Source organism: Rhizobium sophorae, assembly GCF_013087515.1.
In the GTDB taxonomy this organism is placed as follows: Bacteria; Pseudomonadota; Alphaproteobacteria; order Rhizobiales; family Rhizobiaceae; genus Rhizobium; species Rhizobium sophorae.
This window is the reverse complement of the sequence record NZ_JABFCN010000024.1, coordinates 1-18,160: the sequence shown is the minus strand read 5'-3', so window position 1 is coordinate 18,160 and position 18,160 is coordinate 1. Positions and strand designations below refer to the sequence as shown.

The 18,160-nt window shown below is 59.4% G+C and carries 14 protein-coding genes and 1 tRNA gene; 1 reads left to right on the top strand and 14 read right to left on the bottom strand.

Translation table 11 applies throughout. The features are described from left to right. Positions 1-125: 125 nt before the first annotated feature. From fusA to rpsL, 3 genes are all read right to left on the bottom strand, one after another. A complete protein-coding gene (gene fusA / locus G9X64_RS15400) occupies positions 126-2,225 on the bottom strand; it encodes an elongation factor G (RefSeq protein WP_168313484.1) in 2,100 nt (699 codons plus the stop codon). Between the two features lie 29 nt (positions 2,226-2,254). Continuing rightward, positions 2,255-2,725, bottom strand: a complete 471-nt coding sequence (rpsG, locus tag G9X64_RS15395; RefSeq protein ID WP_003547538.1) for a 30S ribosomal protein S7 — start codon at positions 2,723-2,725, stop codon at positions 2,255-2,257. Positions 2,726-2,801: 76 nt separating this feature from the next. Then, the gene (rpsL, locus tag G9X64_RS15390; protein WP_003547537.1) at positions 2,802-3,173 is read right to left on the bottom strand and encodes a 30S ribosomal protein S12; all 372 of its coding nucleotides are present in this window, start codon (positions 3,171-3,173) and stop codon (positions 2,802-2,804) included. Between the two features lie 496 nt (positions 3,174-3,669). Between rpsL and G9X64_RS15385 the strand changes: the two genes are divergently transcribed. Then, positions 3,670-3,963, top strand: a complete 294-nt coding sequence (locus G9X64_RS15385) for a hypothetical protein (protein WP_011651421.1) — start codon at positions 3,670-3,672, stop codon at positions 3,961-3,963. A gap of 149 nt (positions 3,964-4,112) precedes the next feature. Here the strand turns inward: G9X64_RS15385 and rpoC are convergent, their stop codons facing one another. The 11 genes from rpoC to G9X64_RS37005 form a co-directional block, all read right to left on the bottom strand. Beyond that, positions 4,113-8,321, bottom strand: coding sequence for a DNA-directed RNA polymerase subunit beta' (gene rpoC / locus G9X64_RS15380; protein WP_168313483.1), 4,209 nt, complete (start codon positions 8,319-8,321; stop codon positions 4,113-4,115). 190 nt (positions 8,322-8,511) lie between these two features. Next, the gene (rpoB, locus tag G9X64_RS15375) at positions 8,512-12,651 is read right to left on the bottom strand and encodes a DNA-directed RNA polymerase subunit beta (protein WP_168313482.1); all 4,140 of its coding nucleotides are present in this window, start codon (positions 12,649-12,651) and stop codon (positions 8,512-8,514) included. Between the two features lie 263 nt (positions 12,652-12,914). Continuing rightward, a complete protein-coding gene (rplL, locus tag G9X64_RS15370) occupies positions 12,915-13,292 on the bottom strand; it encodes a 50S ribosomal protein L7/L12 (RefSeq protein ID WP_003547523.1) in 378 nt (125 codons plus the stop codon). 58 nt (positions 13,293-13,350) lie between these two features. Further along, on the bottom strand, positions 13,351-13,869 hold the full coding sequence (rplJ, locus tag G9X64_RS15365; protein ID WP_003547522.1) for a 50S ribosomal protein L10: 519 nt from the start codon (positions 13,867-13,869) through the stop codon (positions 13,351-13,353). Between the two features lie 330 nt (positions 13,870-14,199). Continuing rightward, entirely contained in the window at positions 14,200-14,901 is a 702-nt protein-coding gene (rplA, locus tag G9X64_RS15360; protein ID WP_003547520.1) for a 50S ribosomal protein L1, read from the bottom strand. Positions 14,902-14,905: 4 nt separating this feature from the next. After that, positions 14,906-15,337 carry a 50S ribosomal protein L11 gene (gene rplK / locus G9X64_RS15355; protein ID WP_003547518.1) on the bottom strand — a complete coding sequence of 144 codons (432 nt, stop codon included), beginning with the start codon at positions 15,335-15,337 and terminating at the stop codon, positions 14,906-14,908. Positions 15,338-15,513: 176 nt separating this feature from the next. Continuing rightward, positions 15,514-16,044 (bottom strand): transcription termination/antitermination protein NusG, encoded by a 531-nt coding sequence (nusG, locus tag G9X64_RS15350; protein ID WP_171376886.1) that lies wholly within the window; start codon positions 16,042-16,044, stop codon positions 15,514-15,516. Between the two features lie 17 nt (positions 16,045-16,061). Beyond that, positions 16,062-16,262 (bottom strand): preprotein translocase subunit SecE, encoded by a 201-nt coding sequence (secE, locus tag G9X64_RS15345; RefSeq protein ID WP_003547514.1) that lies wholly within the window; start codon positions 16,260-16,262, stop codon positions 16,062-16,064. 195 nt (positions 16,263-16,457) lie between these two features. Further along, positions 16,458-16,533: transfer RNA gene (locus G9X64_RS15340), tRNA-Trp, on the bottom strand. A 166-nt stretch (positions 16,534-16,699) separates the two neighbouring features. Next, positions 16,700-17,593, bottom strand: a complete 894-nt coding sequence (locus tag G9X64_RS15335) for an NAD-dependent epimerase/dehydratase family protein (RefSeq protein WP_017960033.1) — start codon at positions 17,591-17,593, stop codon at positions 16,700-16,702. A 171-nt stretch (positions 17,594-17,764) separates the two neighbouring features. Further along, entirely contained in the window at positions 17,765-17,899 is a 135-nt protein-coding gene (locus tag G9X64_RS37005; protein WP_003547509.1) for a hypothetical protein, read from the bottom strand. Positions 17,900-18,160 lie beyond the last annotated feature (261 nt).

The following is an 18,160-nucleotide window of genomic DNA, read 5'->3' as shown; positions in this document are numbered from 1 at the left end:
GCCAATCGTGCCAATGTTGACGTGCGGCTTGTTGCGCTCAAACTTACTCTTTCCCATTTTCGGGTCTCCGTTTTGCTAGTCCCCGAGGGGATCTAATTCTTGTTATCGGTCAATTGGTATTCCGGTCACTTCTGACCGGAATACTTTGCCTGGATTTCAGTTGCGACGTTCGACGGGACCGGCGAATAGTGATCGAAGGTCATCGTGTACTGGGCGCGGCCCTGGGACATGGAGCGCAGGTTGTCGACGTATTTGAACATGTTCGCGAGCGGGACGTTCGCGTTGATGACGACGGCGATACCGCGGCTTTCCTGGCCCTGGATCTGACCGCGACGGGAGTTCAGGTCGCCGATGACGTCGCCAACATAATCTTCCGGGGTGACGACTTCGACCTTCATCATCGGCTCGAGCAGCTGAGCGCCGGCCTTCTTGGCTGCTTCACGGAAGCAGGCACGCGATGCGATTTCGAAGGCGAGAACCGAGGAGTCGACGTCGTGGAATGCGCCGTCGATGAGGGTCGCCTTAACCCCGAGCATCGGGAAGCCGGCGAGCGGACCCGAAGACAGAACGCTTTCGATGCCCTTCTGGACGCCGGGGATGTATTCCTTCGGAACGGCACCGCCGACGATCTTCGATTCGAACTTGAATTCGTCGCCGTCCGGGTTCGGTTCGAAGACGATCTTGACGCGCGCGAACTGGCCGGTACCACCGGACTGCTTCTTGTGCGTGTAGTCTTCTTCATGCGTCCGGGTGATGGTTTCGCGATAGGCAACCTGCGGCGCGCCGACAGTTGCTTCAACCTTGAATTCACGACGCATGCGGTCGACGATGATGTCGAGATGCAGTTCGCCCATGCCGGCGATGATGGTCTGGCCAGATTCCTGGTCGGTCTTGACGCGGAAGGACGGATCTTCAGCAGCCAGGCGGTTGAGCGCGAGGCCCATCTTTTCCTGGTCGCCCTTGGTCTTCGGCTCGATGGCGATCTGAATGACCGGCTCCGGGAATTCCATGCGCTCGAGGATAACCGGCTTCAGCGGATCGCAGAGCGTGTCGCCCGTCGTGGTTTCCTTGAGGCCGGCGAGAGCGACGATGTCACCTGCGAAGGCTTCTTCGATGTCTTCACGCGAGTTGGAGTGCATCTGCAGCATACGGCCGACGCGCTCGCGCTTGTCCTTGACCGTGTTGATGACCGACGCGCCCTTTTCAAGCTTGCCGGAGTAGATGCGGGCAAAGGTCAGCGAACCGACAAAGGGGTCGTTCATGATCTTGAAGGCGAGCATGGAAAGCGGCTCGCTGTCATCGGCATGACGCTCGATTTCGGCTTCCGTCTTGAAGTCGATGCCCTTGATCGCCGGGATGTCCATCGGCGACGGCAGATAGTCGACAACGGCGTCGAGCAGCGGCTGCACGCCCTTGTTCTTGAAGGCGGTGCCGCAGAACATCGGGTGGAACTTGACGTCGATCGTGCCGCGGCGAACCAGTGCGCGGATCTGATCGTTGTCCGGCAGAATGCCTTCGAGGTAAGCTTCGGTGGCGGCTTCGTCGATGTCGACGACCGTCTCGATCAGCTTTTCGCGATATTCTTCAGCCTTGGCCTTCATGTCCTCGGGGATCTCGACGACGTCCCACTGGGCGCCGAGCGACTCGTCGCGCCAGATGAGTGCGTTCATTTCGACCAGGTCGATGACGCCCTTGAATTCGGTTTCTGCACCGATCGGCAGCTGCATGACGACAGCCGTTGCACCGAGACGGGTCTTGATCATCTCGACGGAGCGGTAGAAGTCCGCGCCGGTCTTGTCCATCTTGTTGCAGAAGATCATCCGCGGGACATTGTACTTCTCAGCCTGGCGCCAGACGGTTTCCGTCTGCGGCTCTACACCGGCGTTGGCGTCGAGCAGCGCGATGGCGCCGTCGAGAACGCGCAGCGAACGCTCGACTTCAATGGTGAAGTCGACGTGGCCGGGAGTGTCGATGATGTTGAAGCGGCGCATTTTGCCGTCACGACCCTTCCAGAAGGTCGTGGTGGCAGCAGAGGTGATCGTGATGCCACGCTCCTGCTCCTGCTCCATCCAGTCCATCGTGGCTGCGCCGTCGTGAACTTCGCCGATCTTGTGCGACTTGCCGGTGTAATAAAGAATACGCTCGGTGGTCGTGGTCTTGCCGGCGTCGATATGCGCCATGATACCGAAATTGCGGTAGTCTTCGATCTTATATTCGCGAGCCATTGTGGACTGCCTTTCGATACCGTTCGGAATTACCAGCGATAGTGCGAGAACGCGCGGTTGGCATCAGCCATCTTGTGCGTGTCTTCGCGCTTCTTGACGGCGGAGCCGCGGTTGTTGGACGCATCGAGCAGTTCGCCGGAAAGGCGGTCAACCATTGTCGTTTCATTGCGCTTACGGGCAGCAGCGATCAGCCAGCGAATAGCAAGAGCCTGGCGGCGCTCCGGACGAACGTCGACGGGGACCTGATAGGTCGCACCACCGACACGACGCGAGCGGACTTCAACGTGCGGAGCAATGTTCTCAAGCGCAGAATGGAAAACCGTGAGCGGCTCCTGCTTGGACTTGCCGTGAACTACGTCAAACGCACCGTAGACGATGTTTTCAGCAACGGACTTCTTGCCGTCGAGCATGATGGCATTCATGAACTTGGTGACGACGAGATCGCCGAACTTCGGATCCGGATTGATCTCGCGCTTTTCTGCTTTATGACGTCTGGACATACTTTTGTCTCTTCAACCGTTAAGGCGCTTCATGACGCGGAGGACCTCGCGCAGCGCCGGATTATTCAAAACCGAATTACTTCGGACGCTTCGCGCCGTACTTGGAGCGGCGCTGCTTGCGGTTCTTGACACCCTGGGTATCGAGAACGCCGCGGATGATGTGATAACGGACACCCGGAAGGTCCTTGACGCGGCCGCCACGGATCATGACGACGGAGTGTTCCTGAAGGTTGTGACCTTCGCCGGGGATGTAACCAATGACTTCGAAGCCGTTGGTCAGGCGGATCTTTGCGACCTTACGCAGAGCCGAGTTCGGCTTCTTCGGCGTCGTCGTGTAAACGCGCGTGCAAACGCCGCGCTTCTGCGGGTTCTCCTGGAGTGCAGGAACCTTGTTACGCTTTACGTTCGCCTGGCGAGGCTTGCGGATCAGCTGGTTTACGGTAGGCATTCAACCATCCCTTACGTTTATCTCAGTACCCTTGCGGGCTTGAACTCGCGCCGTCTCCGGCAGTGACGTACGCTTTCCGTCAATGCGCAAAATATGGCCCGATCCGCTTCCGCAGATGGACCACAAGGAGCAGAGGACGCATAGAATATGCGTCGTGCGTGCAGCATCATGACTTCAACGTGCGTTTAGAACCTTGTTTGAGGTGAACTTCAGGGCGCGTCGCCCCGAACAGCCAAGCCTCACATGGGATCTGATGGCCGGGGTACTACTGGTTTCCACCCGTCTCGTCAAGGCCGGTTAAGAAATAAACTCGCCGTATCGCCTTGATATGCCGGCCGAACGCCCTGTTTCATTCTTCTAGACGCATTCACGGCTGTGCACCAAGATAAAAACTTGGGCATTGCAGCAAAAGCAGTTAAGGAATCAGCATTTGCGGCGTTCGGCCCTCACAGCAGGATTCGAGCGACCGAATCGTCAAAGAGCCGAAGGACAGGCGATGATCACGACACCTGATAACGACAATAATTTCGACGGCCCGATGATCTTCATCATCATCGGCAAGGGCTACGAGTCGGACGCCAGCGAAGGCATCGACCTGCACATCATGCTGAAGGCGCCTGACGACGACACTGCCGTACGCGAGGCCTTGAACGCTCTTGCCGAGGAAGGCTTCATCGAGGCCGATCTCGACCAGATCGGCATGCTGACCGAGATCCCGGCCGAAGAGCCGCACGCATCTGCCTACCAGGGCGCCGTCGAAGGCGAAGTCGCGATCATCCGGTTCAACTGAAGGGAGCCGCCGCTCGCGCCGGTCGCCACTGCCAGCGCAAGTGGAAAGCAGCGCCCTCCCTCCCCGCCAGGCCAATCAGAGCAGACAAAAAACGAAAACCGCCCGGATCGCTCCGGGCGGTTTTTCAATTCATCGACTTCGGCCGCGGATTATTCCGCAGCCGGAGCTTTTTCGGCCATGTCCTGCAGCATCGGCGTGGCGACGGCAGCACCGGTGCCCTTGCGGCGCTCTTCGAGGATCATCTCGTCGCGCGACGTGGCGATGCGACGGATCTGGGTCATGGTGCCGCCGGTACCAGCCGGGATGAGGCGGCCGACGATGACGTTTTCCTTCAGACCCTGCAGGCCGTCCGTCTTGCCGGCGATTGCAGCTTCCGTCAGCACCTTGGTCGTTTCCTGGAAGGACGCGGCCGAGATGAAGGACGGGGTCTGCAGCGATGCCTTGGTGATGCCGAGAAGAACAGGGTCGCCGTAGGCTGGCTTCTTGCCCTGCTCGATCAGGTGATCGTTGACGTCTTCGAGCTCGATCCGGTCGACATTGTCGCCGACGATATAGGTCGAGTCGCCTGCATCGGTGATTTCCACCTTCTGCAGCATCTGACGGACAATCACCTCGATGTGCTTGTCGTTGATGACAACGCCCTGCAGGCGGTAGACTTCCTGGATCTCGTTGACGAGGTAGGAGGCCAGAGCCTCCACGCCCTTGATTGCCAGAATGTCGTGCGGAGCCGGGTTACCGTCGAGGATGTAGTCACCCTTTTCGATATAGTCGCCTTCCTGAAGGTGGAAGGGCTTGCCCTTCGGGATCAGGTATTCGACAGGCTCGACACCGTCTTCCGCCGGCTCGATGATGACGCGACGCTTGTTCTTGTAGTCGCGGCCGAGGCGGATCGTACCATCGATCTCTGCGATGATGGCGTGGTCCTTCGGACGGCGGGCTTCGAACAATTCGGCAACACGCGGCAGACCGCCGGTGATGTCCTTGGTCTTGGCGCTTTCGAGCGGCGAACGCGCGAGAACGTCACCCTGGGAGACCTTCGTGCCCGGCTCGACCGACAGGATCGCATCGACCGAGAGCAGGAAGCGGGCGTCACCGCCACGGGACAGCTTCGCGATATTGCCACTGGCGTCCTTGACGACGATCGCCGGCTTGAGGTCCGAGCCACGCGGGGTCGAACGCCAATCGATGACCTGACGCTTGGTGATGCCGGTCGATTCGTCGGTCGCTTCCAGAACGGAGAGACCATCGACCAGATCTTCAAACTGAACGGTACCGGCCACTTCCGTCATCATCGGACGGGTGTAGGGGTCCCACTCTGCCAGACGCTGGCCGCGCTTGACCTTGTCGCCTTCGTCGACGTGCAGCTTCGAACCGTATGCCACACGCTGCGACGACCGCTCTACACCACGTTCGTCCAGGATCTGGACGGTCATGTTGCGGCCCATGGCAACGAGGTTGCCATCGGAGTTGCGCAGGATGTTGCGGTTCTTGATCTGCACCGTACCTTCATACGAGGCTTCGAGGAACGACTGGTCGACCACGGTTGCCGTACCGCCAAGGTGGAAGGTACGCATGGTGAGCTGGGTGCCCGGCTCGCCGATCGACTGAGCAGCGATGACGCCGACGGCTTCGCCCATATTGACCGGCGTACCGCGCGCGAGGTCGCGGCCGTAGCAGACCGAGCAGACGCCCGTCTGGATTTCGCAGGTCAGCGCCGAGCGGATGCGGATCGACTGGATGCCGGCCTTCTCGATTTCGACGACGTCGGGCTCGAGGATCATCTTGCCGGCATCGACGATACGCTCACCGGTGACCGGATGATCGATGTCGTCGAGTGCCGTGCGGCCGAGGATACGGGCGCCGATCGAAGCAACCACCTGGCCGGCATCGACGATGGCGGTCATGGTGAGGCCAGTCTGCGTTCCGCAATCGACATGCGTGACGATGCAATCCTGCGCGACGTCGACGAGACGGCGCGTCAGGTAGCCGGAGTTGGCGGTCTTCAGGGCGGTGTCTGCCAGACCCTTACGGGCACCGTGCGTCGAGTTGAAGTACTCGTTGACGGTCAGGCCTTCCTTGAAGTTCGAGATGATCGGGGTCTCGATGATTTCGCCCGACGGCTTGGCCATCAGGCCACGCATGCCGCCCAGCTGGCGCATCTGGTTCGGAGAACCGCGGGCACCGGAGTGGCTCATCATGTAGATCGAGTTCATCGGCTTCTGGCGACCGGTCTTCTCGTCGAATTCGACCGCCTTGATGCGGGCCATCATCTCTTCAGCGACCTTTTCGGTCGCCTTGCCCCAGGCGTCGACAACCTTGTTGTACTTCTCGCCCTGGGTGATGAGGCCATCATTGTACTGCTGCTCGTATTCCTTCACCAGATTTTCGGTGTCGGCAACGATCTTGGCCTTGGCATCCGGAATGACCATGTCGTCCTTGCCGAACGAAATGCCGGCGCGGCAGGCGTGGGAGAAGCCGAGCTGCATGATGCGGTCGCAGAAAATGACCGTGTCCTTCTGGCCACAATGGCGATAGACCGTGTCGATCATCTTCGAGATGTTCTTCTTGGTCATTTCCTGGTTGCAGATATCGAAGGGCACCTTGCCGTTCTTCGGCAACAGTTCACCGATGAGCAGACGGCCAGGCGTCGTCTCATAGATCTTCGAGTAAGGCTTGCCATCCTCGTCGACCGACTTGAAACGGCCGCGGATCTTGGTGTGCAGCGTCACGACTTTGCTTTCGAGGGCGTGATGCAGCTCGCCGAGATCGGAGAAGGCCATGCCTTCGCCCGGCTCGTTCTGATTGAGGATCGACAGATAGTAGAGGCCGAGAACCATGTCCTGCGAGGGAACGATGATCGGCGCGCCGTTGGCTGGATGCAGGATGTTGTTGGTCGACATCATCAGCACGCGGGCTTCGAGCTGGGCTTCGAGCGACAGCGGCACGTGAACGGCCATCTGGTCACCATCGAAGTCGGCGTTGAACGCCGTGCAGACGAGCGGATGCAGCTGGATCGCCTTGCCTTCGACCAGGGTAGGTTCGAAGGCCTGGATGCCCAGGCGGTGCAGCGTCGGTGCGCGGTTCAAGAGAACCGGATGCTCGCGGATAACCTCGTCGAGGATATCCCAGACTTCCGGCTTTTCCTTTTCGACCAGCTTCTTGGCCTGCTTGACGGTCGAGGAGTAACCCTTAGCGTCGAGGCGGGCATAGATGAACGGCTTGAAGAGCTCGAGCGCCATCTTCTTCGGCAGGCCGCACTGGTGCAGCTTCAGTTCCGGACCGGTGACGATGACCGAACGGCCGGAATAGTCGACGCGCTTGCCGAGCAGGTTCTGGCGGAAGCGGCCCTGCTTGCCCTTCAGCATGTCGGAGAGCGACTTCAGCGGACGCTTGTTGGCGCCGGTGATGACACGGCCGCGGCGGCCGTTGTCGAACAGCGCGTCAACGGATTCCTGCAACATGCGCTTTTCATTGCGGATGATGATGCCAGGCGCACGAAGCTCGATCAGGCGCTTCAGACGGTTGTTACGGTTGATGACGCGGCGATACAGATCGTTCAGATCCGACGTCGCGAAACGGCCGCCGTCGAGCGGAACCAGCGGACGCAGGTCCGGCGGGATGACCGGAACGACCTTCATGATCATCCATTCCGGACGATTGCCCGACTCCATGAAGTTCTCGACGATCTTCAGGCGCTTCATCAGCTTCTTCTGCTTGAGATCCGACGTGGTGTCGGCAAGCTCGGCGCGCAGGTCGCCAGCGATCTTCTCGAGGTTCATCGAGGCCAGCATCTCGTAGATCGCCTCGGCGCCGATCATCGCGGTGAACTGGTCTTCGCCGTATTCGTCGACGGCGAGCATGTACTCTTCTTCCGAGAGGAGCTGGTGCTCCTTCAGGGCGGTCAGGCCCGGCTCGGTGACGATGTAGTTTTCGAAGTAGAGGACGCGCTCGACATCCTTCAGCGTCATGTCGAGTAGCGTCGAAATGCGTGATGGCAGCGACTTCAGGAACCAGATGTGGGCAACGGGAGCGGCGAGCTCGATATGGCCCATGCGCTCGCGGCGAACGCGCGAGAGCGTGACTTCGACGCCGCACTTTTCGCAGATGATGCCCTTGTACTTCATGCGCTTGTACTTGCCGCACAGGCATTCGTAGTCCTTGATCGGCCCGAAGATGCGCGCGCAGAACAGACCGTCGCGTTCCGGCTTGAACGTACGGTAGTTGATGGTTTCCGGCTTCTTGATCTCACCGTAAGACCAGGAGAGGATCTTCTCCGGAGACGCGATCGAAATCCGAATAGAATCGAAATTCTGTGCAGGCACCTGCGGATTGAAAAGATTCATGACCTCTTGGTTCATGCCTGTCTCCTTCATGGGCTAAAGCGCCCTTAAAATGCGATGGTCGGCGGCAAATTCCCGGGAGCCGCCTCCCTCGCTTAAACGAGAATAACCGCTAGATGCGGCGAAACTTCCCTTCCGGGCCGACACGGATACGGCGCCCGGCGGGACCGGCGTGCGCCGCATTGGCAGCGCACGCCCTATCAAGTGCTTACTCGGCCGCGTCGGGCAGCTGAGCTGCCTGCGCCTCGTCAAGCTTGGTGTTCTCGAGTTCGACGCTGAGGCCCAGCGAGCGCATTTCCTTGACGAGAACGTTGAAGCTTTCCGGAATACCGGCTTCGAACGTGTCGTCTCCGCGGACGATGGCTTCGTAGACCTTGGTGCGGCCGGCGACGTCGTCCGACTTCACCGTCAGCATTTCCTGCAGCGTGTAGGCCGCGCCGTATGCTTCGAGCGCCCAGACTTCCATTTCGCCGAAGCGCTGGCCACCGAACTGCGCCTTGCCGCCCAGCGGCTGCTGGGTCACGAGCGAGTAAGGTCCGATCGAACGGGCATGGATCTTGTCGTCGACCAGGTGGTTGAGCTTCAGCATGTAGATGTAGCCCACGGTCACCTGGCGGTCGAACTGCTCGCCCGTACGGCCGTCATAGAGCGTCGACTGACCAGTATCCTTGAGACCTGCCAGACGCAGCATGTCGTTGACGTCGGCTTCGTTCGCACCGTCGAAAACAGGCGTCGCAATCGAAACGCCACGCTTCCACTGGTCGGCGAGACGCAGAACCGAGTCGTCGTCGAACTCATGCACCTGCTCGGCCTTGGGGCCGGCACCGACGACATCGCCGATGGTCTTGCGCAGCGGCTCAATGTTGCCGTTGGCCTTGTATGCGTCGATCAGTTCGCCGATCTGGCGTCCCATGCCGGCGCAAGCCCAACCGAGATGCGTTTCCAGGATCTGGCCGACGTTCATGCGCGAAGGCACGCCGAGTGGGTTCAGAACGACGTCGACATGCGTGCCGTCTTCGAGGAACGGCATGTCCTCCACCGGCACAATGCGCGAAACGACGCCCTTGTTCCCGTGACGGCCGGCCATCTTGTCGCCCGGCTGGATCTTGCGCTTTACGGCGACAAAGACCTTGACCATCTTCATGACGCCAGGAGGCATTTCATCGCCGCGCTGGACCTTTTCGACTTTATCCATGAAGCGCTGTTCGAGGCGCGACTTGGATTCGTCGTACTGACCGCGGAGCGCTTCGAGCTCGCTCTGGACCTTTTCGTCTTCGACCGCGAACATCCACCACTGTGAGCGGGGATATTCGGAGACGACGGCGTTCGAAAGCTCAGCTCCCTTCTTGAAGCCCTTCGGGCCGGCAATGGAAGCCTGGCCGCGCAGCATCTCGATCAGACGGCCGTAGACGTTACGGTCGAGGATCGCCTGCTCGTCGTCGCGGTCCTTTGCCAGACGCTCGATCTCTTCGCGCTCGATCGCCATCGCGCGCTCGTCCTTTTCAACGCCGTGGCGGTTGAAGACACGAACTTCGACGATGGTGCCGTAGGTGCCGGGCGGCATGCGCATGGAGGTATCGCGCACGTCGGAGGCCTTTTCGCCGAAGATGGCGCGCAGAAGCTTTTCTTCCGGCGTCATCGGGCTTTCGCCCTTCGGGGTGATCTTGCCGACGAGGATATCGCCCGGCTGAACTTCGGCGCCGATATAGACGATGCCGGCTTCGTCGAGGTTCTTCAGCGCTTCTTCCGAAACGTTCGGAATATCGCGTGTGATTTCCTCAGGACCAAGCTTGGTGTCACGCGCCATCACTTCGAATTCTTCGATGTGGATGGAGGTGAACACGTCGTCGGCAACGATACGCTCGGAGAGCAGGATCGAGTCTTCGTAGTTGTAGCCGTTCCAGGGCATGAACGCGACGAGCGCGTTGCGGCCGAGGGCCAGGTCGCCGAGATCAGTCGACGGGCCGTCGGCGAGGATGTCGCCGCGGTTGACCTCGTCACCGACGGTGACCAGCGGACGCTGGTTGACGCAGGTGTTCTGGTTCGAACGCTGGAACTTCTGCAGGCGGTAGATGTCGACGCCGGACTTGCCGGCTTCGAGGTCTTCCGTGGCGCGGATAACGATACGCGTCGCGTCGACCTGGTCGACCACGCCGCCGCGGCGCGCGCCGATGGCGGCGCCGGAGTCACGGGCAACGACCGGCTCCATGCCGGTCCCGACGAACGGCGCTTCGGCACGCAGCAGCGGCACTGCCTGACGCTGCATGTTCGAGCCCATGAGCGCGCGGTTGGCGTCGTCGTTTTCCAGGAACGGGATGAGCGCGGCTGCGACCGAAACGACCTGCTTCGGCGAGACGTCCATCAGGTTCATGCTGTCGCGCGGGGCGAGCATGACTTCGCCGGCATGACGGCAAACGACGAATTCGTCGACGAAGGAACCGTCAGCGTTCATCTCGGCATTGGCCTGGGCGACGTAGTACTTCGCCTCCTCCATGGCGGAGAGGTAGAGCACGTCGCTCGTCACCTTGCCGTCGACGATGCGGCGGTACGGGCTTTCGATGAAGCCGTACTTGTTGACGCGGGCAAAGGTCGCAAGCGAGTTGATGAGACCGATGTTCGGGCCTTCCGGCGTTTCGATCGGGCAGATGCGGCCATAGTGGGTCGGATGCACGTCGCGGACTTCGAAGCCGGCGCGCTCACGGGTCAGACCGCCCGGGCCAAGAGCCGAAAGACGGCGCTTGTGGGTGATTTCCGAGAGCGGGTTGACCTGGTCCATGAACTGCGAGAGCTGCGAGGAACCGAAGAATTCGCGCACGGCAGCAGCTGCCGGCTTGGCGTTGATCAGATCCTGCGGCATGACCGTGTCGATCTCGATCGAGGACATGCGTTCCTTGATCGCGCGCTCCATGCGCAGCAGGCCGAGACGGTACTGGTTTTCCATCAGCTCGCCGACCGAACGGACGCGGCGGTTGCCGAGGTTATCGATGTCGTCGATCTCGCCCTTGCCGTCGCGCAGTTCGACCAGCATCCTGACCACGGCCAGGATGTCGTCCTTGCGCAGGATGCGGACAGTGTCTTCGACGGTCAGGTCGAGGCGCATGTTCATCTTGACGCGGCCGACGGCGGAGAGGTCGTAACGCTCCGCATCGAAGAACAGCGAGTTGAACATGGCTTCGGCCGATTCCATGGTCGGCGGCTCACCCGGACGCATGACGCGGTAGATGTCGAACAGAGCGTCCTGACGGTTCTCGTTCTTGTCGGCTGTCAGCGTGTTGCGGATATAGGCGCCGACATTGATATGGTCGATGCCGAGAACCGGGATCTCGTCGAAGCCGTTCGCCAGGATGATGCCAAGCGTCTTCTCGTCGATTTCGTCGCCGGCCTCGAGGTAGATCTCACCCGTCGAGTAGTTGACGATGTCGCCGGCAAGATAGTTGCCGTAAAGATCGTCGTCGGCGGCCTTGAGTGCCTTCAGGCCCTTGTCGGAAAGCTGGCGCAGCAGGCGCGGGGTCAGCTTCTTGCCGGCTTCCACAACGACTTCGCCGGTGTCGGCGTCGACCATCTCGGTGATCGCCTTGGCACCTTTCAGCGTTTCCGGCTTGAAGGGAATGCGCCAGCCTTCGCCGTCGCGCTTGTAGAGCGACTTCGTGTAGAAGGTGTCGAGGATTTCCTCGCCGTCCATGCCGAGCGCCATCAGCAGCGACGTCACAGGGATCTTGCGGCGGCGGTCGATGCGGGCGTAGACGATGTCCTTGGCGTCGAATTCGATATCGAGCCAGGAACCGCGATAGGGGATGACGCGCGCAGCAAAGAGCAGCTTGCCGGAAGAATGGCTCTTGCCCTTGTCGTGGTCGAAGAAGACGCCCGGCGAACGGTGCATCTGGGAAACGATGACGCGCTCGGTGCCGTTGACAATGAACGTGCCGTTATTGGTCATGAGCGGCATGTCGCCCATGTAAACGGACTGTTCCTTGATGTCCTTGATCGACTTCGCGCCGGTATCCTCGTCGATATCGAACACGATGAGGCGCAGCGTCACCTTCAGGGGCGCGGCATAGGTCAGGTCGCGCTGACGGCATTCGTCAACGTCGAACTTCGGCGGTTCGAACTCATAGGACACGAATTCCAGCATGGATGCGCCGGAGAAATCGGTGATCGGGAAAACCGACTTGAAAACGGCCTGAAGACCCTCGTCGGGTCGGCCGCCCTTCGGCTCTTCAACCATCAGAAACTGGTCGTAGGACGCCTTCTGAACCTCGATGAGGTTCGGCATTTCTGCGACTTCGGGGATCTTACCAAAAAACTTGCGTACGCGCCTGCGACCATTGAACGAAAGGGTCTGAGCCATCGTCGCTCCTTCAAAATCTTGCACCCGGGCCTGCAACGGACGGGAACCGATGGCCAGTCGATCCCGTCAATCAATGAGTAGTTCAATCTCGTCCGACCCCAGAAAACGCTCAGCTCGGATTGCTGTGCTGCCCTCGGTGCGAGACCATCCTTTTGAAGAACCCATTACCCAAAAGCCGTTTTGACGCGGCTTTTGGGTAATTCGTTCAAAAAAACGGCAAATGGGAGGCAGTAGAGATACTGCCTCCCAAAAGCAGTTCAAGATTACTTGACGTCGGCCTTGGCGCCAGCGTCTTCAAGCTTCTTCTTGATGTCAGCGGCTTCAGCCTTGTTGACGCCTTCCTTGACAGCCTTCGGAGCGGCTTCAACGAGATCCTTGGCTTCCTTGAGGCCGAGACCAGTGATGGCGCGGACTTCCTTGATGACGTTGATCTTGTTGGCACCAGCTTCGACGAGGATGACGTCGAATTCAGTCTTTTCTTCTTCAACGACAGCAGCAGCAGCACCGCCGGCAGCGGCAGCAACAGCTACCGGAGCAGCAGCGGAAACGCCCCACTTTTCTTCGAGAAGCTTCGACAGTTCTGCAGCTTCCAGAACGGTCAGCGAGGAGAGGTCGTCAACGATCTTTGCGAGATCAGCCATTTTACTAGTTCCTTTTGTTCGGTTCGAACCGGTTGATTATAAACAGCGAAAAACCGCCTTACGCGGCTTCGTCCTTCTTGGCGTAGGCCGCAAACACGCGGGCAAGCTGGCTTGCCGGTGCTGCAACAACCCCAGCGATGCGGGTAGCCGGTGTCTGGATCATGCCCAGCAGCTTCGCACGCAGCTCATCGAGCGAAGGCAGGGTCGCAAGCGACTTGACTGCATCGGCGTTGAGCGTGGTTGTTCCCATGGCGCCGCCCAGAACAATGATCTTGTCATTGGTCTTGGCGAAATCCATGACGACCTTCGGAGCGGTGATCGGATCGGTGCTGTACGCAATCAGCGTCTGACCCTTGAAGAGATTGGACATCCCTTCCGCTTCCGTACCCTGAAGGGCAATTTTGGCCAGGCGGTTCTTCGCGACTTTGACGGTGCCGCCAGCTGCGCGCATCTTCGAACGAAAATCGTTCATCTGCGCGACTGTGGCACCAGCATAGTGGGCCACGACAACTGAGCCCGAAGCCTTGAAGACTTCGTTCAGTTCCGTGACGAATTCGCGTTTTTCCGCTCTTTCCACTGCCTATCTCCAGTTGGCGGGACCGAAAATGGGCCCGCCGGTTGCCTTTTGCCTCCTGGGATCATGAGAGATCCCAAGCGACGCTTGAGGATCCTGCCCCCCCCGCGCTCTCGCGCCAATCAAGGCTAAAGAGGCACAAGGCATCCAAGGCTCGAACCGAGTTCCTAGAAGCGAACTTCTTGCAATTCGGGTCTTACCCGTCTCATGCAGGCTAAGTGATTAAGGGAAAACCACCTGCAATCTCGGACAGGATTCCGGATTTCTCCGGAATATTCCGGCCCCTTGCGAGGCCGGAAATTCAGTCGCCGGACTTAAAGCCCGGCCATAAACTTACGCAGCCGGAGCACCGGTGACCGAGCCGGGCTCGATCTTGACGCCCGGGCCCATGGTCGAGGAAATCGCCACGCGCTTGACGTAGTTGCCCTTGGCGCCAGCCGGCTTCGCCTTGATGACGGCGTCAGCAAAGGCGCGGATGTTTTCTTCCAGAGCCTTGGCGTCGAAAGAGGCCTTGCCGATGCCGGCGTGGACGATGCCAGCCTTCTCGACGCGGAATTCGACAGCACCGCCCTTGGAAGCCTTGACGGCTCCGGCGACATCCATGGTGACGGTGCCGACCTTCGGGTTCGGCATCATGCCGCGCGGACCGAGAACCTTACCGAGACGACCGACGAGCGGCATCATGTCGGGGGTGGCGATGCAGCGATCGAATTCGATCTTGCCGCCCTGGACGATTTCGACGAGGTCTTCGGCGCCGACGATATCGGCACCGGCTGCCTTGGCTTCGTCAGCCTTGGCGCCACGAGCGAAGACGGCGACGCGAACCGTGCGGCCCGTGCCGTTCGGTAGGTTGACGACGCCGCGAACCATCTGGTCCGCATGGCGCGGGTCGACGCCGAGGTTCATCGAGACTTCGATGGTTTCGTCGAACTTGGCGACAGCCCGTTCCTTGACCATGCCGATGGCCAGGGTCAGAGCGTAGAGCTTGGTGGGATCAACACCTTCGTTGATCTTCTGCGTGCGCTTACCAGCCATGATCTTAACCCACCACTTCCAGGCCCATGGCGCGGGCAGAGCCCTCGATCATCGCCATTGCACCTTCGATATCCGCTGCGTTCAGATCCTTCATCTTGGCTTCGGCGATCGACTTGATCTGAGCCTTGGTGAGGGAGCCGGCCTTGGCGCCCTTGCCGGGCGTCTTGGAACCGGATGTGATCTTCGCTTCCTTCTTCAGCCAGTAGCTGACCGGCGGCTGCTTCATCGCGAAGGTGAAGGACTTGTCCTGGTAATAGGTGATGACGACCGGAATCGGCATGCCCTTTTCCATTTCCTGCGTGGCGGCATTAAACGCCTTGCAGAATTCCATGATGTTAATGCCACGCTGACCAAGCGCAGGACCAATCGGCGGGGACGGGTTTGCCGATCCTGCCTTGACCTGAAGCTTGAGCTGGCCTGCAACTTTCTTAGCCATATCTCTCTGCCTTTCATGAACGGCCGGTCGCCCGACCCGTGATGCCGGATCTCTCCGGCGGCTGCGGTTGCGTGGTGCGGATCCTTAGAGTCCGGCTAAGACCCCTCACCTTCCACGCGGGTGCGGACAAAGTCCGCAGGAAACAGGCCGCAAGGGCCAGCTTCCAGTTTCTGCAATCAGACCTTCTCGACCTGAGCGTATTCCAGCTCGACCGGCGTTGCGCGGCCGAAGATCGACACTTCTACCTTCAGGCGCGAACGTTCTTCGTCCACATCCTGAACCGTGCCGTTGAACGATGCGAACGGGCCGTCGGAAACGCGAACCTGCTCGCCGACCTCGAAGGTAATGGAGGCCTTCGGCCGCTCGACACCTTCCTGAACCTGGCCGAGAATGCGCTCGGCTTCATAATCCGGAATCGGAACGGGCTTATTGTCGGAGCCAAGGAAACCTGTGACCTTCGGCGTATTCTTGATCAGGTGGTAGGCTTCGTCCGTCAGATTGGCACGAACCATGACATAGCCCGGGAAAAACTTGCGCTCGGAATCGACCTTGCGGCCGCGACGCACTTCCACCACCTTTTCAGTCGGCACGAGGATCTTCTCGAACAGGTGCTCAAGCCCCTTCTGGCGAGCCTTGTTCTCGATGTCTTCAGCCACCTTCTTCTCAAAATTTGAATATGCGTGGACGATGTACCAACGTGCCGCCATTTTCATCTCCACCCGTATCAGTTGCCGGTATTCAGCACGAAGCTCAGAGCCCAGCCGATCAGCTGGTCAGCGGCAAAGAAAAACAGCGCGGCGAAAACCACCATCACCAGCACCATGACCGTCGAGATCATGGTCTCGCGGCGCGACGGCCATGTAACTTTAGACGTCTCGGAGCGAACCTGCTGCAGAAACGCAAACGGATTGGATTTGGATGCCATCGACTGCCCACGCAATTACGGCGCGTAAAGCTGAAACTATCAGCCCCACGCACCGCGTGTCTGTTGAACCCTAAATAAACACCGATTTCCGAATACACAAGAGGGAAACCGAAGTTTAACGAAATTACTTACCACCAATCAATCCCCGGCCGGAAATGCCGCGAGCATGTCCGCGCTGTCCCGCATCAAGGAAAATGGCAGGGGCAGTAGGGCTCGAACCTACGACCTGCGGTTTTGGAGACCGCCGCTCTACCAACTGAGCTATACCCCTTCATACCGATCATTCAGCGCCTGGGCCAAGGCCCGCAAATCGCTGCTGAAAAGCATGGCGCTCCCTTTAAGACCACGGCACGGGATTGGCAAGCACGATTTTCGATTTTCAAAGCCATTCTCCTGATTGCGAGCGATCGGCTTTCAATCGCGTGACCAAGGTCCGCTCAGACCTTCACATATTTCCGCCAATCGTGCTCTTCCTTAAAACCCAGCACCTCGCGGATCTTGCGGTTGGAGAGCAGGCCCTCATATTCGCCGATCTCGCGGGTGAAGGGCACATTCGGAAAGAATCGCTTGGCAAGCTCCTTCGATGGCGTATTCGCCGAGACCGTGTCGTTGGCGGCGTTGAAGACCTGGTAGCCGAGGCCGTCCTTCTCGATGCAGAGATGGCAGATCTGCCCGAGGTCGCGGGCGTCGATATAGCTCCAGGCGATGCGCTTGCGCATCTCGGGATTGGCGAAATAGGTCGGAAACTTCTCGTATTCGTCAGGCTCGATGACGTTGCCGATGCGCAGCGCATAGATGTCGAAGCCCGAACGTTCGGCAAAGGCGCGCGCCGTCTTTTCGTTGACCACCTTGGAAAGGCCGTAGGAATCCATCGGATTGACGTCGTAATCCTCCTCCAGCGGGAACTGGTGGAAATCGCGATGGCCTTCGGCGAAGCAGACGCCGTAGGTCGTCTCGCTCGATGCGACGATGATCTTCCGGATGCCGAGCTTCACCGCCGCCTCGATGACATTATAGGTGCCCATCGTGTTGATCCGGAAGGTTTCGTTATCGGGCTTGATCAGGATGCGCGGGATGGCGGCGAAATGCACGACGGCGTCGAAGGGTTGCACGCCCCTGCCCGCATCGAGGTCGGGGAAATCGCGATGCATCGAGAGCGCGTTGAAGACCTGACCGCTATCGGTGATGTCGGCGATGAGATTGGTGACGCCGGGGCTATCCAGCGGCACGAGATCGAGGTTGTGAACCTCGTAACCCGCATTGACGAGCCATGGCACAGCATGGCGACCTGCCTTGCCCGAACCGCCCGTGAACAGAATACGCCTCTTCATGGAATATCCTCCGCGTCATGAAATCGGAGGCATAGATAGACGCTTCCGCGCGAAGAGCAAGCGAGCGTCATGCAAGTGTTCACCCCCGCGTCGCCAGGAGCATCCTATCCGGGAGCACCTGGCCGATCATTTCCGATCATCGCAGAACACTGCGATGCTCGGCAAAGGTCGTCACTTGACGACACTTACCTCGCCAATCTGCACTACGGCAGACTGAACAACTTCTTGCGGAATTGCAGCGATGAAAAACATCGTGAAAACATACATCGCGAATATCGTCGCAGCGAATGTGGCCTTTGGAATCATCCGGGCTCTCCTCTTTGCAAGAAGGAGTCTGGACTACAATGGCCCAATCACAAACCGGTTTCTGAACGTGAGATGAACAAAATACTGTGACAGGCAAATTTAACGATATTTTTACAACACCCGTTAAACCTACTGGAAGCCATGAAAATGAAAAACCCCGCTGTTTCCAGCGGGGTCTTCATAATTGCGGATAACTCGAAAGTTACTCGACGATCGACGCGACGATGCCGGCGCCGACGGTACGGCCGCCTTCGCGGATGG

Excerpts from the sequence above, each read along its gene's own strand:
- G9X64_RS15335 (WP_017960033.1), bottom strand. The coding sequence starts at position 17,593 with ATGAAGAGGCGTATTCTGTTCACGGGCGGTTCGGGCAAGGCAGGTCGC.
- rpsL (WP_003547537.1), bottom strand. The coding sequence starts at position 3,173 with ATGCCTACCGTAAACCAGCTGATCCGCAAGCCTCGCCAGGCGAACGTA.
- rplL (WP_003547523.1), bottom strand. The coding sequence starts at position 13,292 with ATGGCTGATCTCGCAAAGATCGTTGACGACCTCTCCTCGCTGACCGTT.
- rpoC (WP_168313483.1), bottom strand. The coding sequence starts at position 8,321 with ATGAACCAAGAGGTCATGAATCTTTTCAATCCGCAGGTGCCTGCACAG.
- nusG (WP_171376886.1), bottom strand. The coding sequence starts at position 16,044 with ATGGCGGCACGTTGGTACATCGTCCACGCATATTCAAATTTTGAGAAG.
- G9X64_RS15385 (WP_011651421.1), top strand. The coding sequence starts at position 3,670 with ATGATCACGACACCTGATAACGACAATAATTTCGACGGCCCGATGATC.
- rpsG (WP_003547538.1), bottom strand. The coding sequence starts at position 2,725 with ATGTCCAGACGTCATAAAGCAGAAAAGCGCGAGATCAATCCGGATCCG.
- fusA (WP_168313484.1), bottom strand. The coding sequence starts at position 2,225 with ATGGCTCGCGAATATAAGATCGAAGACTACCGCAATTTCGGTATCATG.
- rplK (WP_003547518.1), bottom strand. The coding sequence starts at position 15,337 with ATGGCTAAGAAAGTTGCAGGCCAGCTCAAGCTTCAGGTCAAGGCAGGA.
- secE (WP_003547514.1), bottom strand. The coding sequence starts at position 16,262 with ATGGCATCCAAATCCAATCCGTTTGCGTTTCTGCAGCAGGTTCGCTCC.
- rplA (WP_003547520.1), bottom strand. The coding sequence starts at position 14,901 with ATGGCTGGTAAGCGCACGCAGAAGATCAACGAAGGTGTTGATCCCACC.
- G9X64_RS37005 (WP_003547509.1), bottom strand. The coding sequence starts at position 17,899 with ATGATTCCAAAGGCCACATTCGCTGCGACGATATTCGCGATGTATGTT.
- rpoB (WP_168313482.1), bottom strand. The coding sequence starts at position 12,651 with ATGGCTCAGACCCTTTCGTTCAATGGTCGCAGGCGCGTACGCAAGTTT.